The following is a 19424-nucleotide window of genomic DNA, read 5'->3' as shown; positions in this document are numbered from 1 at the left end:
TCAGCGGGCATGGCACTCCTGGCGACGAATATTGCCGATCTGCCGCAGGCTCAGACCATATTTGTTGGCCAGCAGGCTGCGCGACAGCCCGCTGGCGCTTTCCTTCTGGATCTGCTGGTTGCGCAACTGGCGTTGGAAGTGATCCGGCTTGGGGATTTCCAGTGCCAGGCCGGCGTAGCGCTCGATCAGCGCATCGAGTGCTTCGGCTGGCAGCACGTCGGCCAGCTTGCTGCGGTCACGATGCTTGGGAATGTACTTGGGGCGGCCGCCGAATACGCAGGTCAGGCGGTAGGCGCTGTCCAGGCCTACGCACTCGATCAGCGCCTGCAGCGATTGAGGCAGTTGGGTGATGTCGATATTGCTCAGGTCTGGCTGTTCCACGAAATGGTTCCTTCCGTCATGTAGGTTTGGCAGGCGCCGAGGCCCGAATGGCTGCGGCGTGGTGGGCCACGGGTGGCGGTACGAGTGGCGTGGTCCGATTTTCGAACAGCAGCGGAAAGGGTCGCTAGGTGCGAAGCGGACCGGAGCTTGTAGTCGCAGCTGCCTGTTGTTTGCAGGTAACCTGATAGCGTGAAGTAGGAAACGCCTCCGCCCTTTGGCTGCAGGCCCCAAACCGTCTAGTGAAGGGGTTCCATGATGGCGGTTTGGGTGGATGACCCAAGCGTAGGCGCAAAGGCATATCCCGGGGCGATGCGGTTGGGCCTGGAGGAGGGGCGTGCCGGGAATGGCGGCGGGCAGGAACTTCAGCGGGGGTAAAGCGGGCGAGGTATCATGGCGTCGGCTCCGCTGGAGCCTCATGTCCCCGATGTCGCAAGGAATTACCGATGACCCACGTGCAGCGCCTCAAATACTCGATCCTGATCATCCTGGTGGTCCTGGGGATCATGCTCGGCCTAAGCTACCTGCAGAAGCAGGGCACTATCAGCGAGCAGACATTCCAGTACATCGCTATCGCCATCGCGGTGGTCGTGGTGGTGATCAACGGTATCCTGCGGCGCAAGGTCAAGCCCTGAAACGGGCGGGCCGGCATATCCTTGCCGGCCAGGCGCTCAACGCGAAGCGGGTTGCTCGAGCACGGCCCAGGCCTGGGGGTTCAGGCTGTAGCACTTGTCGCTGCCCAGGCTGATGACGCCTTCGCTGCACAGGCGCTTGAGCACCTCGCGCACACTCAGGAACGACAGTGGAATATCCAGTTGCTCAAGTTGCGCATGCACCCCGCGCACGCCGATGCTGCGGCCATTGCGCCCGGCGGTGTGCAGCGCGTCGATGACCTTCAGGCGGATCAGGCTGGTGCGCAGGCCGTAGGCGCGCAGCAGCTCGCGGATCTGTTCGTTGCCCACGCGTTCCTCCTGGTGGGCGGCGGCCTGGTCAGGGGCGGGCGGCGCCGATAGCGACTGTTGCGGGTTGTACATGTGAATGCTCCTTTTCGTGGACTGTCCCGAAATCATGGTTGCCTCACATCTAAAGACGAATGAGATCGACAAAACTGCAACCCTCGGTGAAAAAATCTGACACGTTCTGTTGAGAACGTTGCAGCCTTGCTTCGACCGTAAAATTTTCATCTGGCCATTCGTCTGTTCGGGATGACCCCGATAGCACGAGGAGTGCCTGTGATCCCTCTTCCCCTGTTTCGCCTGGGCCTTGCCGCCGCCCTGGTTGCCTCCAGCCTGGCCGTCCAGGCACGGGAGGTCGCCAATGAGGCCTCTGCGCAGATCCGCCGCACCAGCTTTGGCGTGCCGCATATCCTGGCCAAGGACGAACGCGGCTTGGGCTACGGCATCGGCTACGCGTACGCCCAGGACAACCTGTGCCTGCTGGCCAGCGAGGTGCTGACGGTCAATGGCGAGCGCTCGCGTTATTTCGGTGGCGACGGTAAAACCGTCGAGCAGCGCGACAACCTGTCCAGCGATCTGTTCTTCACCTGGCTCAACGAGCCAGCGGCAGTGGACGACTTCCTGCAGGCGCAGCCGGTGGCGGTACGCGACCTGCTCGACGGCTATGCCAGCGGCTACAACCGTGCCCTGGGCGAGCGGCGCGCCGAAGGCCTGCCGGCCGAGTGCGGGGCAGGAGACTGGGTGCGGCCTATCAGCAGCCGTGACTTGGTCAAGCTGACCCGGCGCCTGCTGGCCGAAGGCGGTGTCGGTCAGTTTGTCGAGGCGGTGGTGGCCGCGACCCCGCCGAAGCTGGCGGCGCAACGCCCGGTGGCCGACTACAGCGTGGCCCTGGCGCGCCAGGCTCAGTTCGCCGCCGAGCGTGGCAGCAACGCCGTGGCGGTAGGCAGCGAGCGTTCGGCCAATGGTCGCGGACTGCTGCTGGCCAACCCGCATTTCCCCTGGGTCGGCGGGATGCGCTTCTACCAGATGCAACTGACCATCCCCGGGCAGCTGGATGTGATGGGCGCGGCCCTGCCGGGGCTGCCGGTGGTCAATATCGGCTTCAACCGACACCTGGCCTGGACCCACACTGTCGACACCTCGAAGCATTTCACCCTCTACCGCCTGCAACTGGACCCCAAGGACGCGACCCGTTACCTGGTTGACGGCCAGTCGCTGCCGCTCGAACGTAAACAGCTCAAGGTCATGGTAAAGGGCAAGGACGGCACGCTGAGCGAGGTGGAGCGCACGATCCACCTGTCGAAGTTCGGCCCGGTGGTGCAGTGGCCAGGGCGGCTGGACTGGGACAACCAGGCGGCCTACAGCCTGCGTGACGCCAACCTGGACAATACCCGGGTCCTGCAGCAGTGGTACCGGATCAACCGCGCCGATAGCCTGGAAACGCTCAAGGCCTCGGTGGGGCGGTTGCAGGGTATCCCCTGGGTCAACACCCTGGCGGTGGATGCCGCTGGCCAGGCCCTGTACCTGAATCAGTCGGTGGTGCCCTATGTCGACCAGGCGCTGCTGGCGCAGTGCAGCAATCCGGCTGCTTCCGGCCCGCTGGTGGTGCTCGATGGCTCACGCAGCGCCTGCCAGTGGAAGGTCGATGCGCAGGCCGCCCAACCGGGGATCTTCCCGGCGAGCCTGCTGCCGAGCCTGGAGCGGCGTGACTATGTGCAGCACGCCAACGATTCGGCATGGATGGCCAACCCAGCCCAACCGTTGACCGGCTTCTCGCCGCTGGTGAGTCGTGCTGACCAGCCCCTGGGCATGCGCAGCCGTTTTGCCCTGCAGCGCCTGCAGGGCCGGGGCAAGCTGGGTGTCGCCGAGCTGCGGCGCATGGTGTTCGATGACGAGGTGTACCAGGCCAGCCTGCTGCTGCCGGACCTGCTGCAGTGGTGCAAGGGCGTGGAGGCGGATCTGGAATCAGTGTGCGCCAGCCTGCGCGACTGGAACGGCAAGGCCGATCTGGACAGCGGAGTCGGTTTGCTCCATTTCATGAACATTGCCGACGCGTTGGCCGAGCACCCGCAAAGCTGGCGCGTGCCGTTCGACCCGGCCGACCCGCAGCACACGCCGCGTGGCCTGGCGGTGGAGCAGGCCGCGGTAGGCAAGCTGCTGCGCGAGGCGGCGTTGGCGTCCCTGGCGCAGGTGGGCGAGGCGGGCATCACCGCTGATCAGCGTTGGGGGCAGATCCAGCAGGCTGCCGATGGCACGCCGGTGCCTGGTGGTCCGCAGGGCCTGGGCGTCTACAACGCGATGGTCAGTGTGCCGGTGGGGCCGGGCAAGCGCCTGGTGGTCAGTGGTTCGAGCTATCTGCAGGTGGTCAGCTTCACCGAGCAGGGGCCAAAGGCTCGGGGATTGCTGGCGTTCTCCCAGTCGAGCGAGCAGGCATCGGCGCATGCCGCCGATCAGACGCGGGCCTTCGCGGCCAAGCAACTGGCGCCGATCCCGTTCACCGAGGCACAGATCAAGGCTGATCCACAGTATCGACGGTATGTGATCAGTGAGCGGGATAAGGGGCGGGTGGTCAGCGCCCAGTAACTGCGGGCTCTTTGTAGGAGCGGCCTTGCCGAGGCGTCGGACCGGTCGGAAAGGGCCGCAAAGCGGCCCCAGATTTCAGCATTTACGCAAAAACCGCTGGGGCTGCTTCGCAGCCCTTTCCGACCGGTCCGACGCCTCGGCAAGGCCGCTCCACAGGGAGCGCGCATGGGCGGTCGCTCAGGAAAACTCGAACGGCGCCAGCTGGAAGCCCTGTTCGTCCACCTGCAACGCCCAGCCCCGGCGGTCCCAGTCCCCCAGCACGATACGCCGCGCCGGCTGGCCATCGACCACCAGCTTGTGCAGCGCCGGCCGGTGGGTGTGGCCGTGGACCAGGGTGCGCACGCCGTGGGCGGCCATCACCTTGGGCACTTCCTCGGGGGTGACGTCGACGATCTCGGTGCTCTTCATGCGCACCTGGGTACTGCTTTCGCTGCGCAGCTTGCGCGCCAGCTTGTGCCGCGTGGCCAGCGGCAGGTGCCGCAGGATCCACAAGGTCAGCGGGTTGCGCAGGTAGCGGCGCAGCTTCATGTAGGCCAAGTCGCGGGTGCACAGGGTATCGCCGTGCATCAGCAGCACCGCCTCGCCACCCAGCTCGACCACGCTGGGGTCGGCCAGCAGGGTGCAGCCGGCGGCGTCGCAGAACGCCTGGCCGATGAGGAAGTCGCGGTTGCCGTGCATCAGGTAGATCGCCGTGCCGCTGTCGCTCAGCCGGCGCAGGGCCTGGCAGATCGACTGCTGGAACGGTGTCATCGCATCGTCGCCGATCCAGGCCTCGAAGAAGTCGCCGAGGATGTACAGCGCCTTGGCGTGACGGGCGCGGCCGTCGAGCAGATCAAGAAACGCCCGGGTGATGTCCGGGCGTTCTTCTTGCAGGTGCAGATCGGAGATCAGCAGGATCACTCAATGATCTCGGCTTTCTCGATGATCACGTCGTCTTTCGGCACGTCCTGGTGGCCGGCCTTGGAACCGGTGGCGACTTTCTCGATGGCGTCGACGATTTCCTTGCCTTCGATCACTTCACCGAACACGGCGTAGCCCCAGCCCTGAACGTTCTTGCCGCTGTGGTTGAGGAAGTCGTTGTCGGAGGCGTTGATGAAGAACTGCGCGGAGGCCGAGTGCGGCTCCATGGTACGGGCCATGGCGATGCTGTACTTGGCGTTCTTCAGGCCATTGTCGGCTTCGTTCTGGATGCTGGCGCGGGTCTTCTTCTGGCTCATGCCTGGCTCGAAGCCGCCACCCTGGATCATGAAGCCCTTGATCACGCGGTGGAACACGGTGCCATTGTAGTGGCCATCCTTGACGTATTGAACGAAGTTCTCAGTGGTCAGCGGGGCTTTTTCGGCATTCAATTGCAGGATGATATCGCCGTGGTTGGTGCTCAGTTTGACTTTGGACATGCTGAAACTCGCTCTTTCAAGGCATTCGGGAAATAGGGTGCGCGGTGCGCTCGGATAACCTGACGCAGGATCAGGCAGCCGCGGCACACGCCACTGGGTCGACATTCTGCCGGATTGTAGACCGCTGCGGCGACAAAACGCGCCACTTTGTCGGTGCTCCGGCTGTCAGCAGCTTGACTGCTTCGGCTATGATAGGCCCTTTGATTCAATCGGCCTACCCGGGCCGGCTACCTGCATTCAAGGACACTATGAGCAAGCCCACTGCCGACAACGCGCCAAACGCCGCTGCCAAAGGCGCACCCGCCGTCCCTGTGAACTTCCTGCGGCCGATCGTCCAGGCCGACCTGGACTCGGGCAAGCACCAGAGCATCGTCACCCGTTTCCCGCCGGAGCCCAACGGTTACCTGCACATCGGCCACGCCAAGTCGATCTGCGTCAACTTCGGCCTGGCCAAGGAGTTCGGCGGCGTCTGCCACCTGCGTTTCGACGACACCAACCCGGCCAAGGAAGACCAGGAGTACATCGACTCCATCCAGCGTGACGTCAAGTGGCTGGGCTTCGAGTGGGCGGGCCCGGTGCGCTATGCCTCGGACTACTTCGAGCAGCTGCATGCCTGGGCGGTGGAGCTGATCAAGTCCGGCAACGCCTATGTCTGCGACCTGACCCCCGAGCAGGCCAAGGAATACCGTGGCAGCCTGACCGAGGCGGGCAAGAACAGCCCGTTCCGCGAGCGCAGCGTCGAGGAGAACCTGGACCTGTTCGCGCGCATGAAGGCCGGCGAGTTCAAGGACGGCGAGCGCGTGTTGCGCGCCAAGATCGACATGGCTTCGCCGAACATGAACCTGCGCGACCCGATCCTGTACCGCATTCGCCATGCCCACCATCACCAGACCGGTGACAAGTGGTGCATCTACCCCAACTACGACTTCACCCACGGTCAGTCGGACGCTATCGAAGGCATCACCCACTCGATCTGCACCCTGGAGTTCGAAAGCCACCGTCCGCTGTACGACTGGTTCCTGGACAAGCTGCCGGTGCCGGCGCACCCGCGCCAGTACGAGTTCAGCCGCCTGAACCTGAACTACACCATCACCTCCAAGCGCAAGCTCAAGCAGCTGGTGGACGAAGGTCATGTCGAGGCCTGGGACGATCCGCGCATGTCGACCCTGTCGGGCTACCGCCGCCGTGGCTACACCCCGGCCTCGATCCGCAACTTCTGCGAGATGATCGGCACCAACCGTTCCGACGGCGTGGTCGACATGGCGATGCTCGAATTCAGCATCCGCGACGACCTCGACCGTACCGCGCCACGCGCCATGTGCGTGCTGCGCCCGCTGAAGGTGGTGATCACCAACTATCCCGAGGACCAGGTCGAGCAACTCGAACTGCCGCGCCATCCGAAGGAAGACATGGGTGTGCGCGTGCTGCCGTTCGCCCGCGAGCTGTACATCGACCGCGACGACTTCATGGAAGCGCCGCCCAAGGGCTACAAGCGCCTGGAGCCGGCCGGTGAAGTGCGCCTGCGTGGCAGCTACGTGATCCGCGCCGACGAGGCGATCAAGGATGCCGACGGCAACATCGTCGAGCTGCGCTGCTCGTACGATCCGGACACCCTGGGCAAGAACCCCGAGGGCCGCAAGGTCAAGGGCGTGATCCACTGGGTGCCGGCGCAAGGCAGCGTCGAGTGCGAAGTGCGTCTGTACGACCGCCTGTTCCGCTCCGCCAACCCGGAGAAGACCGAAGACGGCGGCAGCTTCCTCGACAACATCAACCCCGATTCGCTGCAGGTACTCAGCGGTTGTCGCGCGGAACCTTCCCTGGGCCAGGCCCAGCCAGAAGACCGCTTCCAGTTCGAGCGCGAAGGCTACTTCTGCGCCGACCTGAAAGACTCCCAGCCGGGTCGCCCGGTATTCAACCGGACCGTGACCCTGCGCGATTCGTGGGGCAGCTGAGGAACCTTCGTGCTTACCATCTACAACACGCTGAGCAAGACCAAGGAAGTTTTCAAGCCGCTGGACGGCAACAAGGTGCGCATGTACGTGTGCGGCATGACCGTGTACGACTACTGCCACCTGGGCCACGGCCGCAGCATGGTGGCCTTCGACCTGGTCACCCGCTGGCTGCGCAAGAGCGGCTATGAGCTGACCTATGTGCGCAACATCACCGACATCGACGACAAGATCATCAACCGGGCCAACGAAAACGGCGAGTCGTTCGACGCGCTGACGGCCCGCATGATCGACGCGATGCACGAGGACGAGCGCCGCCTGAGCATCCTGCCGCCGGACCTGGAACCCCGTGCCACCGACCATATCCCCGGCATGCACGCGATGATCCAGACCCTGATCGACAAGGGCTATGCCTACGCGCCGGGCAACGGCGACGTGTACTACCGCGTCGGTAAGTTCGTCGGCTACGGCAAGCTGTCGCGCAAGAAGATCGAAGACCTGCGCATCGGTGCCCGCATCGAGGTCGACGAGGCCAAGCAGGATCCGCTGGACTTCGTCCTGTGGAAGGGCGTCAAGCCCGGCGAGCCGAGCTGGGAGTCGCCGTGGGGCCCGGGCCGTCCGGGCTGGCACATCGAGTGCTCGGTGATGTCTACTTGCTGCCTGGGCGAGAGCTTCGACATCCACGGCGGCGGCAGCGACCTGGAGTTCCCGCACCACGAGAACGAGATCGCCCAGAGCGAGGCGGCTACCGGCAAGCAGTATGCCAACGCCTGGATGCACTGCGGCATGATCCGCATCAATGGCGAGAAGATGTCCAAGTCGTTGAACAACTTCTTCACCATCCGCGACGTGCTCGACAAGTACCACCCGGAAGTGGTGCGCTACCTGCTGGTGGCCAGCCACTACCGCAGCGCGATCAACTACTCCGAGGACAGCCTGCGCGATGCCAAGGGCGCGCTCGAGCGCTTCTACCACGCGCTGCGCGGCCTGCCGCGGGTCGAGGCCAAGGGCGGCGAGGCGTTCGTCGAGCGCTTCACCGTGGCGATGAACGACGACTTCGGCACGCCGGAAGCCTGCGCCGTGCTGTTCGACCTGGTGCGCGAGATCAACCGACTGCGCGACAGCGACCCTGAGGCCGCCGCTGGCCTGGCGGGTCGTCTGCGCGAGCTGGGGGATGTGCTGGGCGTGCTGCAGCTCGAGGCCGATGACTTCCTGCGTGCCGGTGCCGAGGGCAAGGTCGATGCTGCCGAAGTGGAGGCGCTGATCCAGGCGCGTCTGCAGGCGCGCACCGACAAGAACTGGGCCGAGTCCGACCGCATCCGCGACCAGCTGACCGCCATGGGCGTGGTACTGGAAGACAGCAAGGGCACCACCACCTGGCGCCTGGCTGACTGATCGGCTCAAGCCCTGTCGCGGGGCAAGTCGCATCGGCGCAGCGCCGATACGACTTGCCCCGCGATGCTTTTCAGGCCGCGCTGGTGCAGTGCAGAACCAATCTCGCCCCACCCAGCTCACTGGCCCCCACCTCCAGGCCGAACCCATGCAGGTCGACGATCGCCGCGACGATCGACAGCCCAAGCCCGAACCCCGGGTGGCGATGGCCTTCCTCGCTGCGGTAGAAACGCTTCAACACCGCCTCTCGCTCATCCGCTGGAATCCCCGGCCCGCTGTCCTCGACTGCAATGTGCACGCCTTGATCGTCCTCGCTGGCGACCATGCGCACCTGGCCGCCTTGCGGGGTGAACTTGATCGCATTGCCCACCAGGTTGGCCAGGGCCTCGAACAGCAATTCTCGATCGCCATGCAGGGCCGCCAGTTGCGCGGGCTGGCTCAGTTGCAGATGGATGCCGCCATCCTCGGCCAGTGGCAGGTAGAAGTCGTGCAGTTCAACCAGCAAGCCTTGTGGGTCGAGTTGCACGAAGCCGGCTCGGCGTTGGCGGTCTTCCAGTTCGCTGATACGCAGCAGGCCTCGGAAGCGAGCCATCAGCGTGTCGGTCTCGCCGATCGCCTGGTCCAGCGCCGCGCCTTCGGCAGAATCGGCGCCGCTCTGCTGGCGAATGCGATAGAGCTGCGCGCGCAGGCGGGTCAGGGGCGTGCGCAGGTCGTGGGCGATGTTGTCACAGACCCCCTTGACCTCATGCATCAGCCTTTCGATGCGGTCGAGCATCGCGTTGACGATGGCGGCCAGCATGTCCAGTTCATCGCGGCGCACCGACACCGGAAGGCGGTGGGTCAGGTCGCCGGCGACGATAAGTTCGGCTTGGGCCTGGATCGCCCGGATGCGTTTGAGCGGTCGGCGGCGCAGCAGGTACCAGCCGGCAAAGCCTGGAATCAGGGTCAGGGAAATGCCCCAAAGCAGCGCGTCGAGAATGATCCGGGTGACCACGAACAGCGAGCCGTTGTCGCGCACCAGCACCAGCCAGCGGCCGTCCTGGACCTTGATCGCCACGGCATCGCAGCTATCGCGGGGCAGGTGCGGATCGTCGGCGTCCAGGCAGCGCTTGAGCTCATGCACCGTGCCGTCCAGGCCCAGCTCCGGCGGGATGGTGCGGATGCGTCCGCCAATCGGGTTCAGCTGGGGGTCGAAGAGGCCGTAGGCGTCGAAGCTGCGCTCCTCGAAGGCCTGGCTTGCGATCAGCGCGTCGTCCAGCTGCTTGCCGCTCATGTGGGCGAACAGGTGCTGGCGCTGCAGCATGGAGTGGCGGGTGAGCTTGTTCAGGTAGCTGGTGACCTCGAAGTACAGCACCCCCATGAGGATGCTGCTCCAGGCCACGAACAGGAAGCTGTACAGCGCCAGCAGGCGGCTGGTGGAGGAGCTCCAGCCCTTAGACGGGTTCGGCAATGGCATAGCCGGAGCCCCGCACGGTACGGATCAGCGGGCTCTGGCCGGGCGAGTCGATCTTCTTGCGCAGGCGGCCGATGTGCACGTCGATCAGGTTGGTGCCGGGGTCGAAGTGGTAACCCCAGACCTCCTCGAAGATCATCATCCGGGTGATCACCTGGCCGGAGTGGCGCATCAGGTACTCGAGCAGCTTGTATTCGGTGGGCAGCAGGTTCAGCGCCTGTTCGCCGCGGCGCGCCTCGTGGCTGATCAGGTCCAGCTCGAGGTCGGCGACCTGCAGGCGGGTCTGGGTCATCGGCACGCTGTTACGGCGCAGCAGCACCTCGACCCGAGCGGCCATCTCGTCGGAGGCGAACGGCTTGGTCAGGTAGTCGTCGCCGCCGGCGCGCAGACCGCGCACGCGTTCGTCGACGTCCGACAGGGCGCTGATCATCAGGATCGGCGTGGCGATCTTCAGGTTGCGCAGGGTTGTGACGATGGTCAGGCCATCGACCTCGGGCAGCATGCGGTCGAGGGTGATCAGGTCGTAGCCGCCGGCGATGGCCTTGGCCAGACCTTCGCGGCCATTGTCGGCCCAGTCGACTTCCAGGCCGTGGCTGGACAGTTCGGCGACGATTTCCTGGGCGGTGACGGCGTCGTCTTCGATGGTCAGTACGCGAGGCATGCTGGTTCCTGGGCGGCGAGTGGAGACCTGATTGTGCCAAAGAATAGACAACCGGCGATTTAAGAAAAATTCATCTGGCTGCCCAGGGCCGTGAAAGCCAAGAAAAACGGGGCATGCCATTGCTGGCATGCCCCGTTTTCACTGCAGGCTGAAGCCTCAGGCGACCTTGACGATCCAGCCCGCCGGGGCTTCGACGTCACCGCTCTGGATGCCGGTCAGCTCGGCGTAGAGCTTCTGGGTGACCGGGCCGACTTCGGTTTCACTGTGGAACACGTGCAGCTTGCCGTTGTACTGGATGCCGCCGATCGGCGTGATCACCGCGGCAGTGCCACAGGCGCCGGCTTCGACGAAGCGGTCGAGCTTGTCGATTTCCACGTCGCCTTCGATCACTTTCAGGCCCAGGCGCGATTCGGCCAGTTCCATCAGCGACAGGCGGGTGATGCCCGGCAATACCGAGATCGATTTCGGCGTGACGAATTCGTTGTTGGCGGTGATACCGAAGAAGTTGGCCGAGCCGACTTCCTCGATCTTCTTGTGGGTCAACGGATCGAGGTAGATGCAGTCGGCGAAGCCGGCTTTCTTGGCCTCGTAGCCTGGTTGCAGGCTGGCCGCGTAGTTGCCGCCGACCTTGGCTGCGCCGGTGCCTTGCGGGGCTGCACGGTCGTAGTCGGAGATCAGGAACTTGTGCGGGGTCATGCCGCCTTTGAAGTAGGAGCCAACCGGGATGGCGAAGACCGAGAAGATGAACTCGGGGGCGGTGCGCACGCCGATGTTGTCACCGGTGCCGATCACGAACGGACGCAGGTACAGCGCACCCTTGCCGTGCGGCGGAACGAATTTTTCGTTGGCCTTGACCACTTGCTTGCAGGCTTCGATGAACTGTTCGGTCGAGACCCGTGGCATCAGCAGGCGGTCGCAGCTGCGCTGCATGCGCGCGGCGTTCTGGTCGGGGCGGAACAGGTTGATCGAACCGTCCTTGCAGCGGTAGGCCTTCAGGCCTTCGAAGCACTGCTGGCCATAGTGCAGGGCGGTGGAGCCTTCACTGATGTGCAGTACGTTGTCTTCGGTCAGGGTGCCCTTGTCCCACTCGCCGTTACGCCATACGGACAGGTAACGCTTGTCGGTCTTGATGTAGTCGAAACCCAGCTTGTCCCAGTTAATGCTTTCGTTACTCATGACACCCTCATTGCTCTGGCCCGAACACGGCGGGCTGCTTTTATATGCGCACCCCGCCACCATAATACATCCGGCGCGGATCGGGAACGGCCAGTCACACAATCCGCCGGGCGAGCATCAGGGCGTGGTGGGCGACAAACTATCTGGACTTAAATGCAGGCAGCCTTCCAGTACCAGGGACTGAAGAAACACTTGGTCATGCGAGACCACCAGCAACGCCCCCTTGAACTGGTGCAACAAGTGCTCCAGCGCCTCGAGTGACGGCAGGTCGAGGTGGTTGTTCGGCTCGTCGAGCAGCAGCAGGTCCAATGGCCGTTCCCGGTACAGCACGGCAGCCAACGCGACCTTGAGCCGTTCGCCACCACTGAGCAGGGCGCCGGGCAGGGTGATGCGTGCCGCGTCGATGCCCAGCTGCGCCAGCCGACGACGCAGTTCGTCGCTCGGCTGGCGTGGATTGGCGGCGCGCAGATGTTCCAGGGCGCTCTGCCGTGGCCCCAGGCAACTGCCATGCTGGTCGAGCAGGGCGACTTCGCCGGTCAACCGCAGGCTGCCCGCGCGCGGCGCCAGTTCACCGGCCAGCACCCGCAACAGGGTGGACTTGCCGCTGCCGTTGTCGCCCACCACCCCCAGCCGCTGGCCCAGGCACAGGCGCAGGTCCAGCGCCGTGGTCGTGCCCCGTGGCAGGTACAACCTTTCCAGCGCCAGCACCTCGCGTCCGGCATGTCGTTGCGGCGTGGGGGCGTGCAGCACGATCGGCACCTCGCGTTCGACCTGACGCGCCGCCTGGCGTACCTGTTCGTCCAGGGCCGCCTTGGCATCCCGCAGTTCGCGGCGCTGGCGCCCGGCGGTGGCCTGGCTGCGCTGCTGCTGGCGGTCGAGCAGAATCTGCGCCTGGTTCGCTTGCCTGGCCCGGCGCCCGGCGCAGGCCTGGTGACGCTCGAAGTTCTCACGCTGACGTTGCAATGTCTGAACCTGGCGTTGGCGCTGCTGCTTGAGGCGCAGCAGTGCCTGCGCGGCCCGTTCGGCCTGTGCGGTGCTTTGCTGACGGTAGAAGCCGAAATCGCCGCCATAGGCGCGCAAGCCAAGGGGCGACAGTTCGACGATACGTGCCATGTGCCCGAGCAGCGCCCGGTCGTGGCTGATCACCAGCAGGCCCTTGTCCCAGCCCTGGAGCATGTCCAGCAGCAGGGTCCTGGCGCTGCTGTCCAGGTGGTTGCTCGGCTCGTCAAGGATCAGGTAGTCGGCCTCGCTCAGCCAGGCACCGAGCAGCGCGACACGCATGGCCTGGCCGCCGCTCAGGTGCTCTACCGGGTAGTGTGGGTCGAGATGGCCCAGGCCATGGTGTTGCAGTTGCGCCTGTAATCGCGCCCGAATGTCCCAGCGCTCGCCGACCGCGTCGAAGTCCTCCGGGTCGAGGCTGCCACGTTCGATCCGCTCGAGGGCGCGCAGCGTACTACCCACCTGGGCCAGGTCAGCGACGGTGGTGCTATTGGCGATCACCTGCTGGTCGAGATGATGGACTCGGCCAAGGCGCAGGCAGTATCCCTCACTGGGCTCGCGCAGGCCGGCCAGCAGTTGCCCGAGCAGGCTCTTGCCCACGCCGTTGCGCCCGACCAGCCCGGTGTGGCGCAGGTCGAAGGATTCGTTGAGGTCGGTGAAAAGCGGTCTGCCATCGGGCAGGACCAAGGTGACGCTGTCCAGCGTCAGGATCGACGAGCTCGTCATGCACAACTCCACTCATGCCGCGACATCTCCGGTACGGGCCGGAGGCTGAAGACTGGCCGTCAGGTAGACGGCGGCATCAATGGCGCATTGGACGAACACCTCGCAGGGGGAGTTGGGTGTAAAGGCTAGCCCAGCAGAAAGCGCTGGGCAACACCTGTGCAAGCGTGCAGGGAATTCTTCGTCGGCAACAGGTCGATACGCCGCAGATGCGGCCAAGGAAATTGAGTTGCGTATCAAGTTGCTGCCGGTTCGTGGCTCGTCGGCGTAAAGAATTGATAAAGCGTGGGGCGGACACCGCTGGCCCGCTCCCACGCGAGATCGGTATTTCAGGAAGGCTGGGCCGCCAGGCGATTGCTGACGCTGCGCCCCAGCACCAGCACCGTGACAAAGCCGCAGCCCACCAGCGCCGTGGCCAGGCTGAACAGCACCGCGCTGCCCATCTGGTCGACGATTCGCCCGCCGAAGAACGAGCCCAGGGCGATGATCACCTGGAACATGGCGACGAACAGCGGCATGCCGCGTTCCACATCCTTGGGTGCCACGACGAACATCCAGATGCTGGCGCAGGCGGGGAAGGCGCCGAAGGCGAAGCCCCAGAGCGCGATCAGCATCGCCGCGCCGGTGAGGCTGGTGGCGAAGTAGGGGAACAGCGCGGTGCCGACGCCGATCATCAAGGCAACCAGCATCAGGGTGTAGCGCACGCTCTGGTTGGCGGCGAAACCGGCGAAGACATTGCCCAGCACCCCGGCCACGCCGTAGAGCAGCAACAGCGAGCCGATCATCGGCCCGTCGAAGCCGGCGTTGTGCTTGAAGAACGGCGCGACGTAGGTGTAGGCGGCAAAGTGCGCCAGGCCGATCAGCAACACCGCGATCAGGCCGACCCGCGCCTGCGGATTGATAAACAGCGCCGGCAGGTCGCTGATGCGGATGGCCTTCTCCGGGTTGAGCCGCGGCAGCAGCAGGACCTGCGCCAGCAGCACCGGCACGCCCACCAGTGCGGTGACCAGGAAGGTCATGCGCCAGCCCATGAGCTCGCTCAACCAGGTGCCCACGGGCACACCGAGCACGGTGGCCAACGTCACGCCGACCATGATGATCGAGGTGGCCTGGGCCACGCCCACGCCCTTGGGCGCCAGGCGGCCGCTCAGGGCGATCGCGGTCGCCCAGAAACCACCGATGCTGATGCCTAGTAGCACCCGGCCGAACAGTAGCAGGCCGAAGTCGGTGGCGTAGGCCACCACCGCGTTGGCGACGATCATGATCAGGGTCAGGGCGATCAGCAGGTAGCGTCGGTCGAGGGCGCCGATGCCCACCGACAGCAAGGGCGCGGCCAGGGCCGCCATGATGCCGGGCAGGGTCACCATCAGGCCGGCCTGGCCGGCGCTGATGCCAAGATCAGAGGCGACATCGTTGAGCACGCCCACCGGCAGGAACTCGCTGGTCACCAGGGCGAAGGCGCCCACGGCGACCGAGAGAATCGCCAGCCACTGCTGACGGACGCTCTGCTGGCTGTGTTCGGGTGGGCTGTGGGGGGACGTATTGGGGCTTGGCATGGTGCGGGCTTCCATAGGGGACTGTCGCCTGGGACAGGCGCTGCAGCGAGGGGAAAACGGGGAGGCGATTATAGGGGGTGGATTTTGCCGCTCGACAGGCGGGCGGCTTGATAGTAATCATCAGTGGGATCGATGGGTGGCCTGGGATAGAGCGTTTGGCCATCCCTCTCAAAGTTTTTCACCTGCACAGAAGGGCATATGACAGAGGCATACCAAGGAAGCTGCCTGTGCGCAGCGGTCAGCTACGAGCTGCTCACGCCACCCAAGGCCGTGAGTCATTGTCACTGCAGCCAGTGCCGCAAAGGGCACGGGGCTGCATTCGCGTCATATGGCAGCGTGCCGCGCAGCGCACTTCGCCTACTTCGTGGGGCCGACAGCATCAAGGCCTACGCCTCTTCGCAGACAGTGTTACGCGAGTTCTGCGGGGCGTGTGGCTCGACGTTGTTCTGGTCACGAACCGAAGGTGAGTTCGCCGGCTGGATCTCGATCGCGCTGGGTACACTTGATACACCGTTCCAGCCACGCAAGCAAAAGCACGTTTACATCGATTCTGCGGTGCCCTGGTATACGCCATCCAGTAATTGTCCCGAGGCCGACTGACGGCTGGCATCGCCGGAATGGGGTATGTTCTTGCCTCTGCGCTTGCTTACTGGCCTGTCATGACTGCTTGAGTATTCGATGCTGATTTCCACGTTATCCAACGGTCGATTCATTACGCCATCGCTCCAGGCCGAACCCTGTGTGCCATGGTGGAGTTTCACCAAGACGGTGTTGGCCGCGACCGCCCTGACTCTGGTGCGCGACCGACGACTCGCCCTGGATGCCGCGCTTCCTGAAACCACGTGCACCTTGCGTCAGCTACTGCGTCACGAAGCGGGCCTCGCGGATTATGGCGAGCTTCCCGAGTACCACGCGGCGGTTGCCAATCATGAAGCCGCGTGGTCCGTGGACGAGATGATGCAGCGCCTGGATGGCGCTCGGCTTCGCTATGACCCTGGAGCGGGGTGGCGTTACTCGAATGTGGGCTACATGTTGGTCGCCAGGCTTATCGAACGTGCCACAGGCCTACCGCTTGAAGATGCGATCAGCCAGCAAGTCCTGGCTCCACTCGGTATCTCGGCGGTTCGCTTGGCAACCCAACGCGCAGATCTGAACGGGGATTACCTCGGCCATTCGTTGAACTACGACCCTGGCTGGGTCTATCACGGATTGCTGATCGGCCCTGTTTCGCAGGCTGCCCTTTTCCTGGAAAGCCTGCTCGCCGGGACACTGCTTCCGGCCGACCTGCTCCAGGAAATGCAGGCAACAAAGGTGTTGGGCGGGCCAATGACTGGCCGACCGTGGATTGCGCCTGGGTATGCCCTGGGCCTGATGCGCGGGACGATCGAGGGCGGCTTGACGCTGGCCGGGCATACCGGGTGTGGCCCCGGCAGTGTGGTGGCGGTCTATCGATGCGCGGTTGGGGAGGCCGTCGCGTGTTGCGCGGTATTTTCGACGGCCTCAGATGAGGGACGTATTGAGGCGCTGGTCGCTCAGGAGGTACGCAAGGCGCTTGAGGCTGTGCGTTGAGGCTGCCTGTTAATTGTTCCGCCTTGGATTCTCACAAGATCGGCGGTGCATAGACAACTTGGTCGCGCCCTCCCTGTTTGGCTGCATAAAGTGCGCTGTCGGCGCGCCGTAGTGCATCATCGATCTGCTCGCTATCGGCGACCAAAGTACATCCCACACTGAGACTCACCCTCAGCGGACCGCTGGAGAGTTGCATCGGTCTGCTGCCAACGATCAGGCGCACGCGCTCCGCGATCCGCGATCCGCACCAGCTCGTCACGGTCCTTTACCCGCAGCAATGCGACGAACTCCTCACCGCCCTGGCGTACCAGCAAATCCTCCGGGCGAAGGGCAGCTCGCAGACGACGCGCACACTCGCAAAGCACCTGGTCACCGTCAGCATGACCGTACTTGTCGTTTACAGACTTGAAGTGGTCAAGGTCCGCATACAGAGTACCCAACTGCAGATCTTTCTCTTTTGCCAAACGGCGTTCACGATCCTGGAAGGCGGCCAACGCGCCGCGGTTCCATAGCTGTGTTAGCGGATCAAGCAAAGCCTTGCGTTGCTCACGGTCCATTTCAAGGCGTAAGTCGTGGTTGGCCTGTATCATGCTGCGCAGTTGCAGATAACCCTCCGCGAGCGTGGCCAAGTCTCTGAAGTTGGCCTGCTGGGCCTCACTTAGCAGGCGTGGGCGAGGGTCGAACATGCATAGCGTTCCGATCGCTTTGCCGTTTCCGGCACGCAAGGGGTGACCGGCGTAGAAGCGGATGTAGGGTGCGCCAAGTACCAGCGGATTGTCGGCGAATCGAGAATCGCACTCGGCGTCGGCCACCAGCAGGGTGTCTTCACCCAGAATGGCGTAGCCGCAGAAGGACACATTGCGCGGAGTCTCGTTTACGTCTAGCCCGATCCTGGCCTTGAACCATTGCCGATCGTGATCAATCAGGCTGATCAGCACAGTATCCACGTGCGCCACTTCTTGAGTGAGCCGCACCAGCGTATCGAGGTAATGCTCAGCCGGTGTATCCAGCACATTCATTTCATCGAGGGTGCGCTGGCGCAACGTTTCGTCAGTCGGTATGGGACAAGCCGGCATGTCGTTTCTCCAGTCCATGGGGTAGCGTCTCCCAAAAGGTAAGGTTTGACGCCGAGACTGAAACTACTCTAGACAGTTGAACGGATAAGGTCGAAACCATCAGTCGCCAAGGGTTATCCCGTTTGGTACTTGTCCCAGAGCTTGTTCCGGAATCGCCCCTCTGGATCGACTTGCGCTTTGAGTGCTAACAGACGGCGCGCGTTTGGGTAGGCCCTTGAAAACTGTTCCTGCGTTGCATGCAGTTGGTAGGGAAGATAGTAGGTACCGCCAAGCAACAGCGCAGCGTTGATGAGTTCGCGTGTCCACACGCCAACTGCCTCGCGATCATCCACCCCGACGCGCTGCCAATAATAGAGCACGAATGAAAAGACTTCTTCGCGTGCCCAGGACAGAAACGAGTCGGGGTCGGCCGGAGCGTGTCGGATGGAGATATTGACGGCGTCAACGCTGTGCGTCTGAAGGATGGCGGCCATTTGCTTCACGAACGCATTGAACTGTGTCACTGGCACAAAATATTCTTGCAACGCATAGGTACTGTTTCGGGTTGCAATGGGGCCAAGCGAAGCGACATCCGCACTGGCCTCGTAGTTGCGCCGTACGACCGGTTGATTGAGATAGCGCAGTGGATCGACCACATCCTTGCGAATCATTGGACCACCGGGAAGCTTGGTCACACTCCACATGACGGTCTGGTTGATTTTGTACGACTGCCCCGGTGCCACCAGTCGTTCTTCGACGGTCAGCGCTTTGTCCGAGGCACGCCAAGTGACGGAAGTAGCCATGTCGAAATAAGGGGGGGCCAAATCGGCATTATGCAGGATAGCCTGTTCGTTCTCGCGGACTTGGTCATTGAAAAAACGCGGGTAATCAGCAACTGGCATGCGGCGGGTCTGACGTTCAATTGTGATGTTGGACGCGAGGTCCAGCTCGACCTCAGTGATCACCCCCATTGCACCATAGCCACCGATAGCAGCGTAGAACAGGTCGGAATTTGCGCTGCGGGAAGCTTCTACTACCGAACCGTCCGCAAGCACCAGTTGCAGAGAACGCACCGAGTTGATGACCGGACCTGCGCCGACATAGCGTCCATGAGCATTGACTGACAGCGAACCGCCGACGGTGAAGTTGGCATAACTCTGCATGATTTTTATCGAGAGATCGTCCGGGTCTATGACCGACTGCAGGTCACGCCAACGCATCCCTGTTTGCACGCGTATGACTCTGCTCTCAGGCGAATATCGGATCACCTGATTAAACTGACGCATATCGAGGTGCAGGCTGTTTTCGGTAGCGATCTGCCCCCCCATGCTATAGCGGCCACCACCGATGCTGACTGGGCCTGACGACATCGCGAGCGCCCGCTGTATTTCGCGCGTGGTGCGAGGTGCGAGCAAACGATTGACCCAAATCGGATTGAGCATCGTCACATCGTTCACCAGGACGCCCGATGGTGCCGCCCATGATGACCACGGTGAAAGCACACTAACGGCAATCCCGGTCATCCCAGCCTGGAGTAGATGGCGCCGAGTGAGATTAGGCGACGATTCTGAAACGGC

At 63.6% G+C, this 19424-nt stretch carries 16 protein-coding genes and 1 pseudogene; 6 read left to right on the top strand and 11 right to left on the bottom strand.

Translation table 11 applies throughout. From position 1 onward, the window contains the following. Positions 1-381, bottom strand: coding sequence for a Mor transcription activator family protein (locus tag K5H97_RS16040; RefSeq protein ID WP_028690737.1), 381 nt, complete (start codon positions 379-381; stop codon positions 1-3). 443 nt (positions 382-824) lie between these two features. Between K5H97_RS16040 and K5H97_RS16035 the strand changes: the two genes are divergently transcribed. Then, entirely contained in the window at positions 825-1013 is a 189-nt protein-coding gene (locus K5H97_RS16035) for a hypothetical protein (protein ID WP_011533313.1), read from the top strand. A 36-nt stretch (positions 1014-1049) separates the two neighbouring features. On the opposite strand, the gene K5H97_RS16030 is transcribed toward K5H97_RS16035, so the two are convergent. Then, entirely contained in the window at positions 1050-1412 is a 363-nt protein-coding gene (locus K5H97_RS16030) for a fe2+ zn2+ uptake regulation protein (RefSeq protein WP_028690738.1), read from the bottom strand. A 198-nt stretch (positions 1413-1610) separates the two neighbouring features. Between K5H97_RS16030 and pvdQ the strand changes: the two genes are divergently transcribed. Then, positions 1611-3917 carry a bifunctional acylase PvdQ gene (gene pvdQ, locus K5H97_RS16025; RefSeq protein ID WP_390898226.1) on the top strand — a complete coding sequence of 769 codons (2307 nt, stop codon included), beginning with the start codon at positions 1611-1613 and terminating at the stop codon, positions 3915-3917. A gap of 177 nt (positions 3918-4094) precedes the next feature. Here pvdQ and K5H97_RS16020 read toward each other — a convergent pair whose 3' ends face one another. Further along, a complete protein-coding gene (locus K5H97_RS16020) occupies positions 4095-4817 on the bottom strand; it encodes a UDP-2,3-diacylglucosamine diphosphatase (RefSeq protein ID WP_028690740.1) in 723 nt (240 codons plus the stop codon). Beyond that, positions 4814-5314 (bottom strand): peptidylprolyl isomerase, encoded by a 501-nt coding sequence (locus tag K5H97_RS16015; protein ID WP_028690741.1) that lies wholly within the window; start codon positions 5312-5314, stop codon positions 4814-4816. The genes K5H97_RS16020 and K5H97_RS16015 overlap by 4 nt, the downstream gene beginning before the upstream one ends. Positions 5315-5562: 248 nt before the next feature. Between K5H97_RS16015 and K5H97_RS16010 the strand changes: the two genes are divergently transcribed. Both K5H97_RS16010 and cysS read left to right on the top strand, forming a co-directional pair. Then, positions 5563-7266 (top strand): glutamine--tRNA ligase/YqeY domain fusion protein, encoded by a 1704-nt coding sequence (locus K5H97_RS16010; RefSeq protein WP_028690742.1) that lies wholly within the window; start codon positions 5563-5565, stop codon positions 7264-7266. 9 nt (positions 7267-7275) lie between these two features. Then, positions 7276-8658, top strand: a complete 1383-nt coding sequence (gene cysS, locus K5H97_RS16005) for a cysteine--tRNA ligase (protein ID WP_028690743.1) — start codon at positions 7276-7278, stop codon at positions 8656-8658. Between the two features lie 70 nt (positions 8659-8728). On the opposite strand, the gene K5H97_RS16000 is transcribed toward cysS, so the two are convergent. From K5H97_RS16000 to K5H97_RS15980, 5 genes are all read right to left on the bottom strand, one after another. Continuing rightward, the gene (locus K5H97_RS16000; protein WP_028690744.1) at positions 8729-10111 is read right to left on the bottom strand and encodes a sensor histidine kinase; all 1383 of its coding nucleotides are present in this window, start codon (positions 10109-10111) and stop codon (positions 8729-8731) included. After that, complete coding sequence (locus tag K5H97_RS15995; protein WP_028690745.1) at positions 10089-10769, bottom strand: response regulator transcription factor; 681 nt, start codon at positions 10767-10769, stop codon at positions 10089-10091. The genes K5H97_RS16000 and K5H97_RS15995 overlap by 23 nt, the downstream gene beginning before the upstream one ends. Before the next feature lie 156 nt (positions 10770-10925). After that, positions 10926-11945 (bottom strand): branched-chain amino acid aminotransferase, encoded by a 1020-nt coding sequence (locus tag K5H97_RS15990; RefSeq protein WP_028690746.1) that lies wholly within the window; start codon positions 11943-11945, stop codon positions 10926-10928. Positions 11946-12062: 117 nt separating this feature from the next. Then, complete coding sequence (locus K5H97_RS15985) at positions 12063-13670, bottom strand: ATP-binding cassette domain-containing protein (protein ID WP_028690747.1); 1608 nt, start codon at positions 13668-13670, stop codon at positions 12063-12065. A 326-nt stretch (positions 13671-13996) separates the two neighbouring features. Further along, complete coding sequence (locus K5H97_RS15980; protein WP_028690748.1) at positions 13997-15223, bottom strand: MFS transporter; 1227 nt, start codon at positions 15221-15223, stop codon at positions 13997-13999. 198 nt (positions 15224-15421) lie between these two features. Here K5H97_RS15980 and K5H97_RS15975 point away from each other — a divergent pair, with 198 nt between their 5' ends. Beyond that, positions 15422-15823: a GFA family protein gene (locus K5H97_RS15975; protein WP_081791567.1), complete on the top strand. Its 402-nt coding sequence runs from the start codon at positions 15422-15424 to the stop codon at positions 15821-15823. 78 nt (positions 15824-15901) lie between these two features. Further along, positions 15902-16792, top strand: a complete 891-nt coding sequence (locus tag K5H97_RS15970; RefSeq protein WP_028690749.1) for a serine hydrolase domain-containing protein — start codon at positions 15902-15904, stop codon at positions 16790-16792. 31 nt (positions 16793-16823) lie between these two features. On the opposite strand, the pseudogene K5H97_RS15965 reads toward K5H97_RS15970, so the two are convergent. Together K5H97_RS15965 and K5H97_RS15960 are read right to left on the bottom strand one after the other, a co-directional pair. After that, positions 16824-17868 (bottom strand): annotated as a pseudogene (locus tag K5H97_RS15965) (GGDEF domain-containing protein). A 113-nt stretch (positions 17869-17981) separates the two neighbouring features. Then, a complete protein-coding gene (locus tag K5H97_RS15960) occupies positions 17982-19304 on the bottom strand; it encodes an FAD-binding oxidoreductase (RefSeq protein ID WP_236179858.1) in 1323 nt (440 codons plus the stop codon). Positions 19305-19424: the final 120 nt, after the last annotated feature.

This window comes from Pseudomonas mosselii, assembly GCF_019823065.1.
Classification (GTDB): Bacteria; Pseudomonadota; Gammaproteobacteria; order Pseudomonadales; family Pseudomonadaceae; genus Aquipseudomonas; species Aquipseudomonas mosselii.
Note: the sequence above shows the minus strand (reverse complement) of the source record. Positions and strands in the feature narration are given on the sequence as shown.

Excerpts from the sequence above, each read along its gene's own strand:
- K5H97_RS16035 (WP_011533313.1), top strand. The coding sequence starts at position 825 with ATGACCCACGTGCAGCGCCTCAAATACTCGATCCTGATCATCCTGGTG.
- K5H97_RS16030 (WP_028690738.1), bottom strand. The coding sequence starts at position 1,412 with ATGTACAACCCGCAACAGTCGCTATCGGCGCCGCCCGCCCCTGACCAG.
- K5H97_RS16015 (WP_028690741.1), bottom strand. The coding sequence starts at position 5,314 with ATGTCCAAAGTCAAACTGAGCACCAACCACGGCGATATCATCCTGCAA.
- K5H97_RS16010 (WP_028690742.1), top strand. The coding sequence starts at position 5,563 with ATGAGCAAGCCCACTGCCGACAACGCGCCAAACGCCGCTGCCAAAGGC.
- K5H97_RS16000 (WP_028690744.1), bottom strand. The coding sequence starts at position 10,111 with ATGCCATTGCCGAACCCGTCTAAGGGCTGGAGCTCCTCCACCAGCCGC.
- K5H97_RS15995 (WP_028690745.1), bottom strand. The coding sequence starts at position 10,769 with ATGCCTCGCGTACTGACCATCGAAGACGACGCCGTCACCGCCCAGGAA.
- K5H97_RS15990 (WP_028690746.1), bottom strand. The coding sequence starts at position 11,945 with ATGAGTAACGAAAGCATTAACTGGGACAAGCTGGGTTTCGACTACATC.
- K5H97_RS15985 (WP_028690747.1), bottom strand. The coding sequence starts at position 13,670 with ATGACGAGCTCGTCGATCCTGACGCTGGACAGCGTCACCTTGGTCCTG.
- K5H97_RS15980 (WP_028690748.1), bottom strand. The coding sequence starts at position 15,223 with ATGCCAAGCCCCAATACGTCCCCCCACAGCCCACCCGAACACAGCCAG.
- K5H97_RS15975 (WP_081791567.1), top strand. The coding sequence starts at position 15,422 with ATGACAGAGGCATACCAAGGAAGCTGCCTGTGCGCAGCGGTCAGCTAC.
- K5H97_RS15970 (WP_028690749.1), top strand. The coding sequence starts at position 15,902 with ATGCTGATTTCCACGTTATCCAACGGTCGATTCATTACGCCATCGCTC.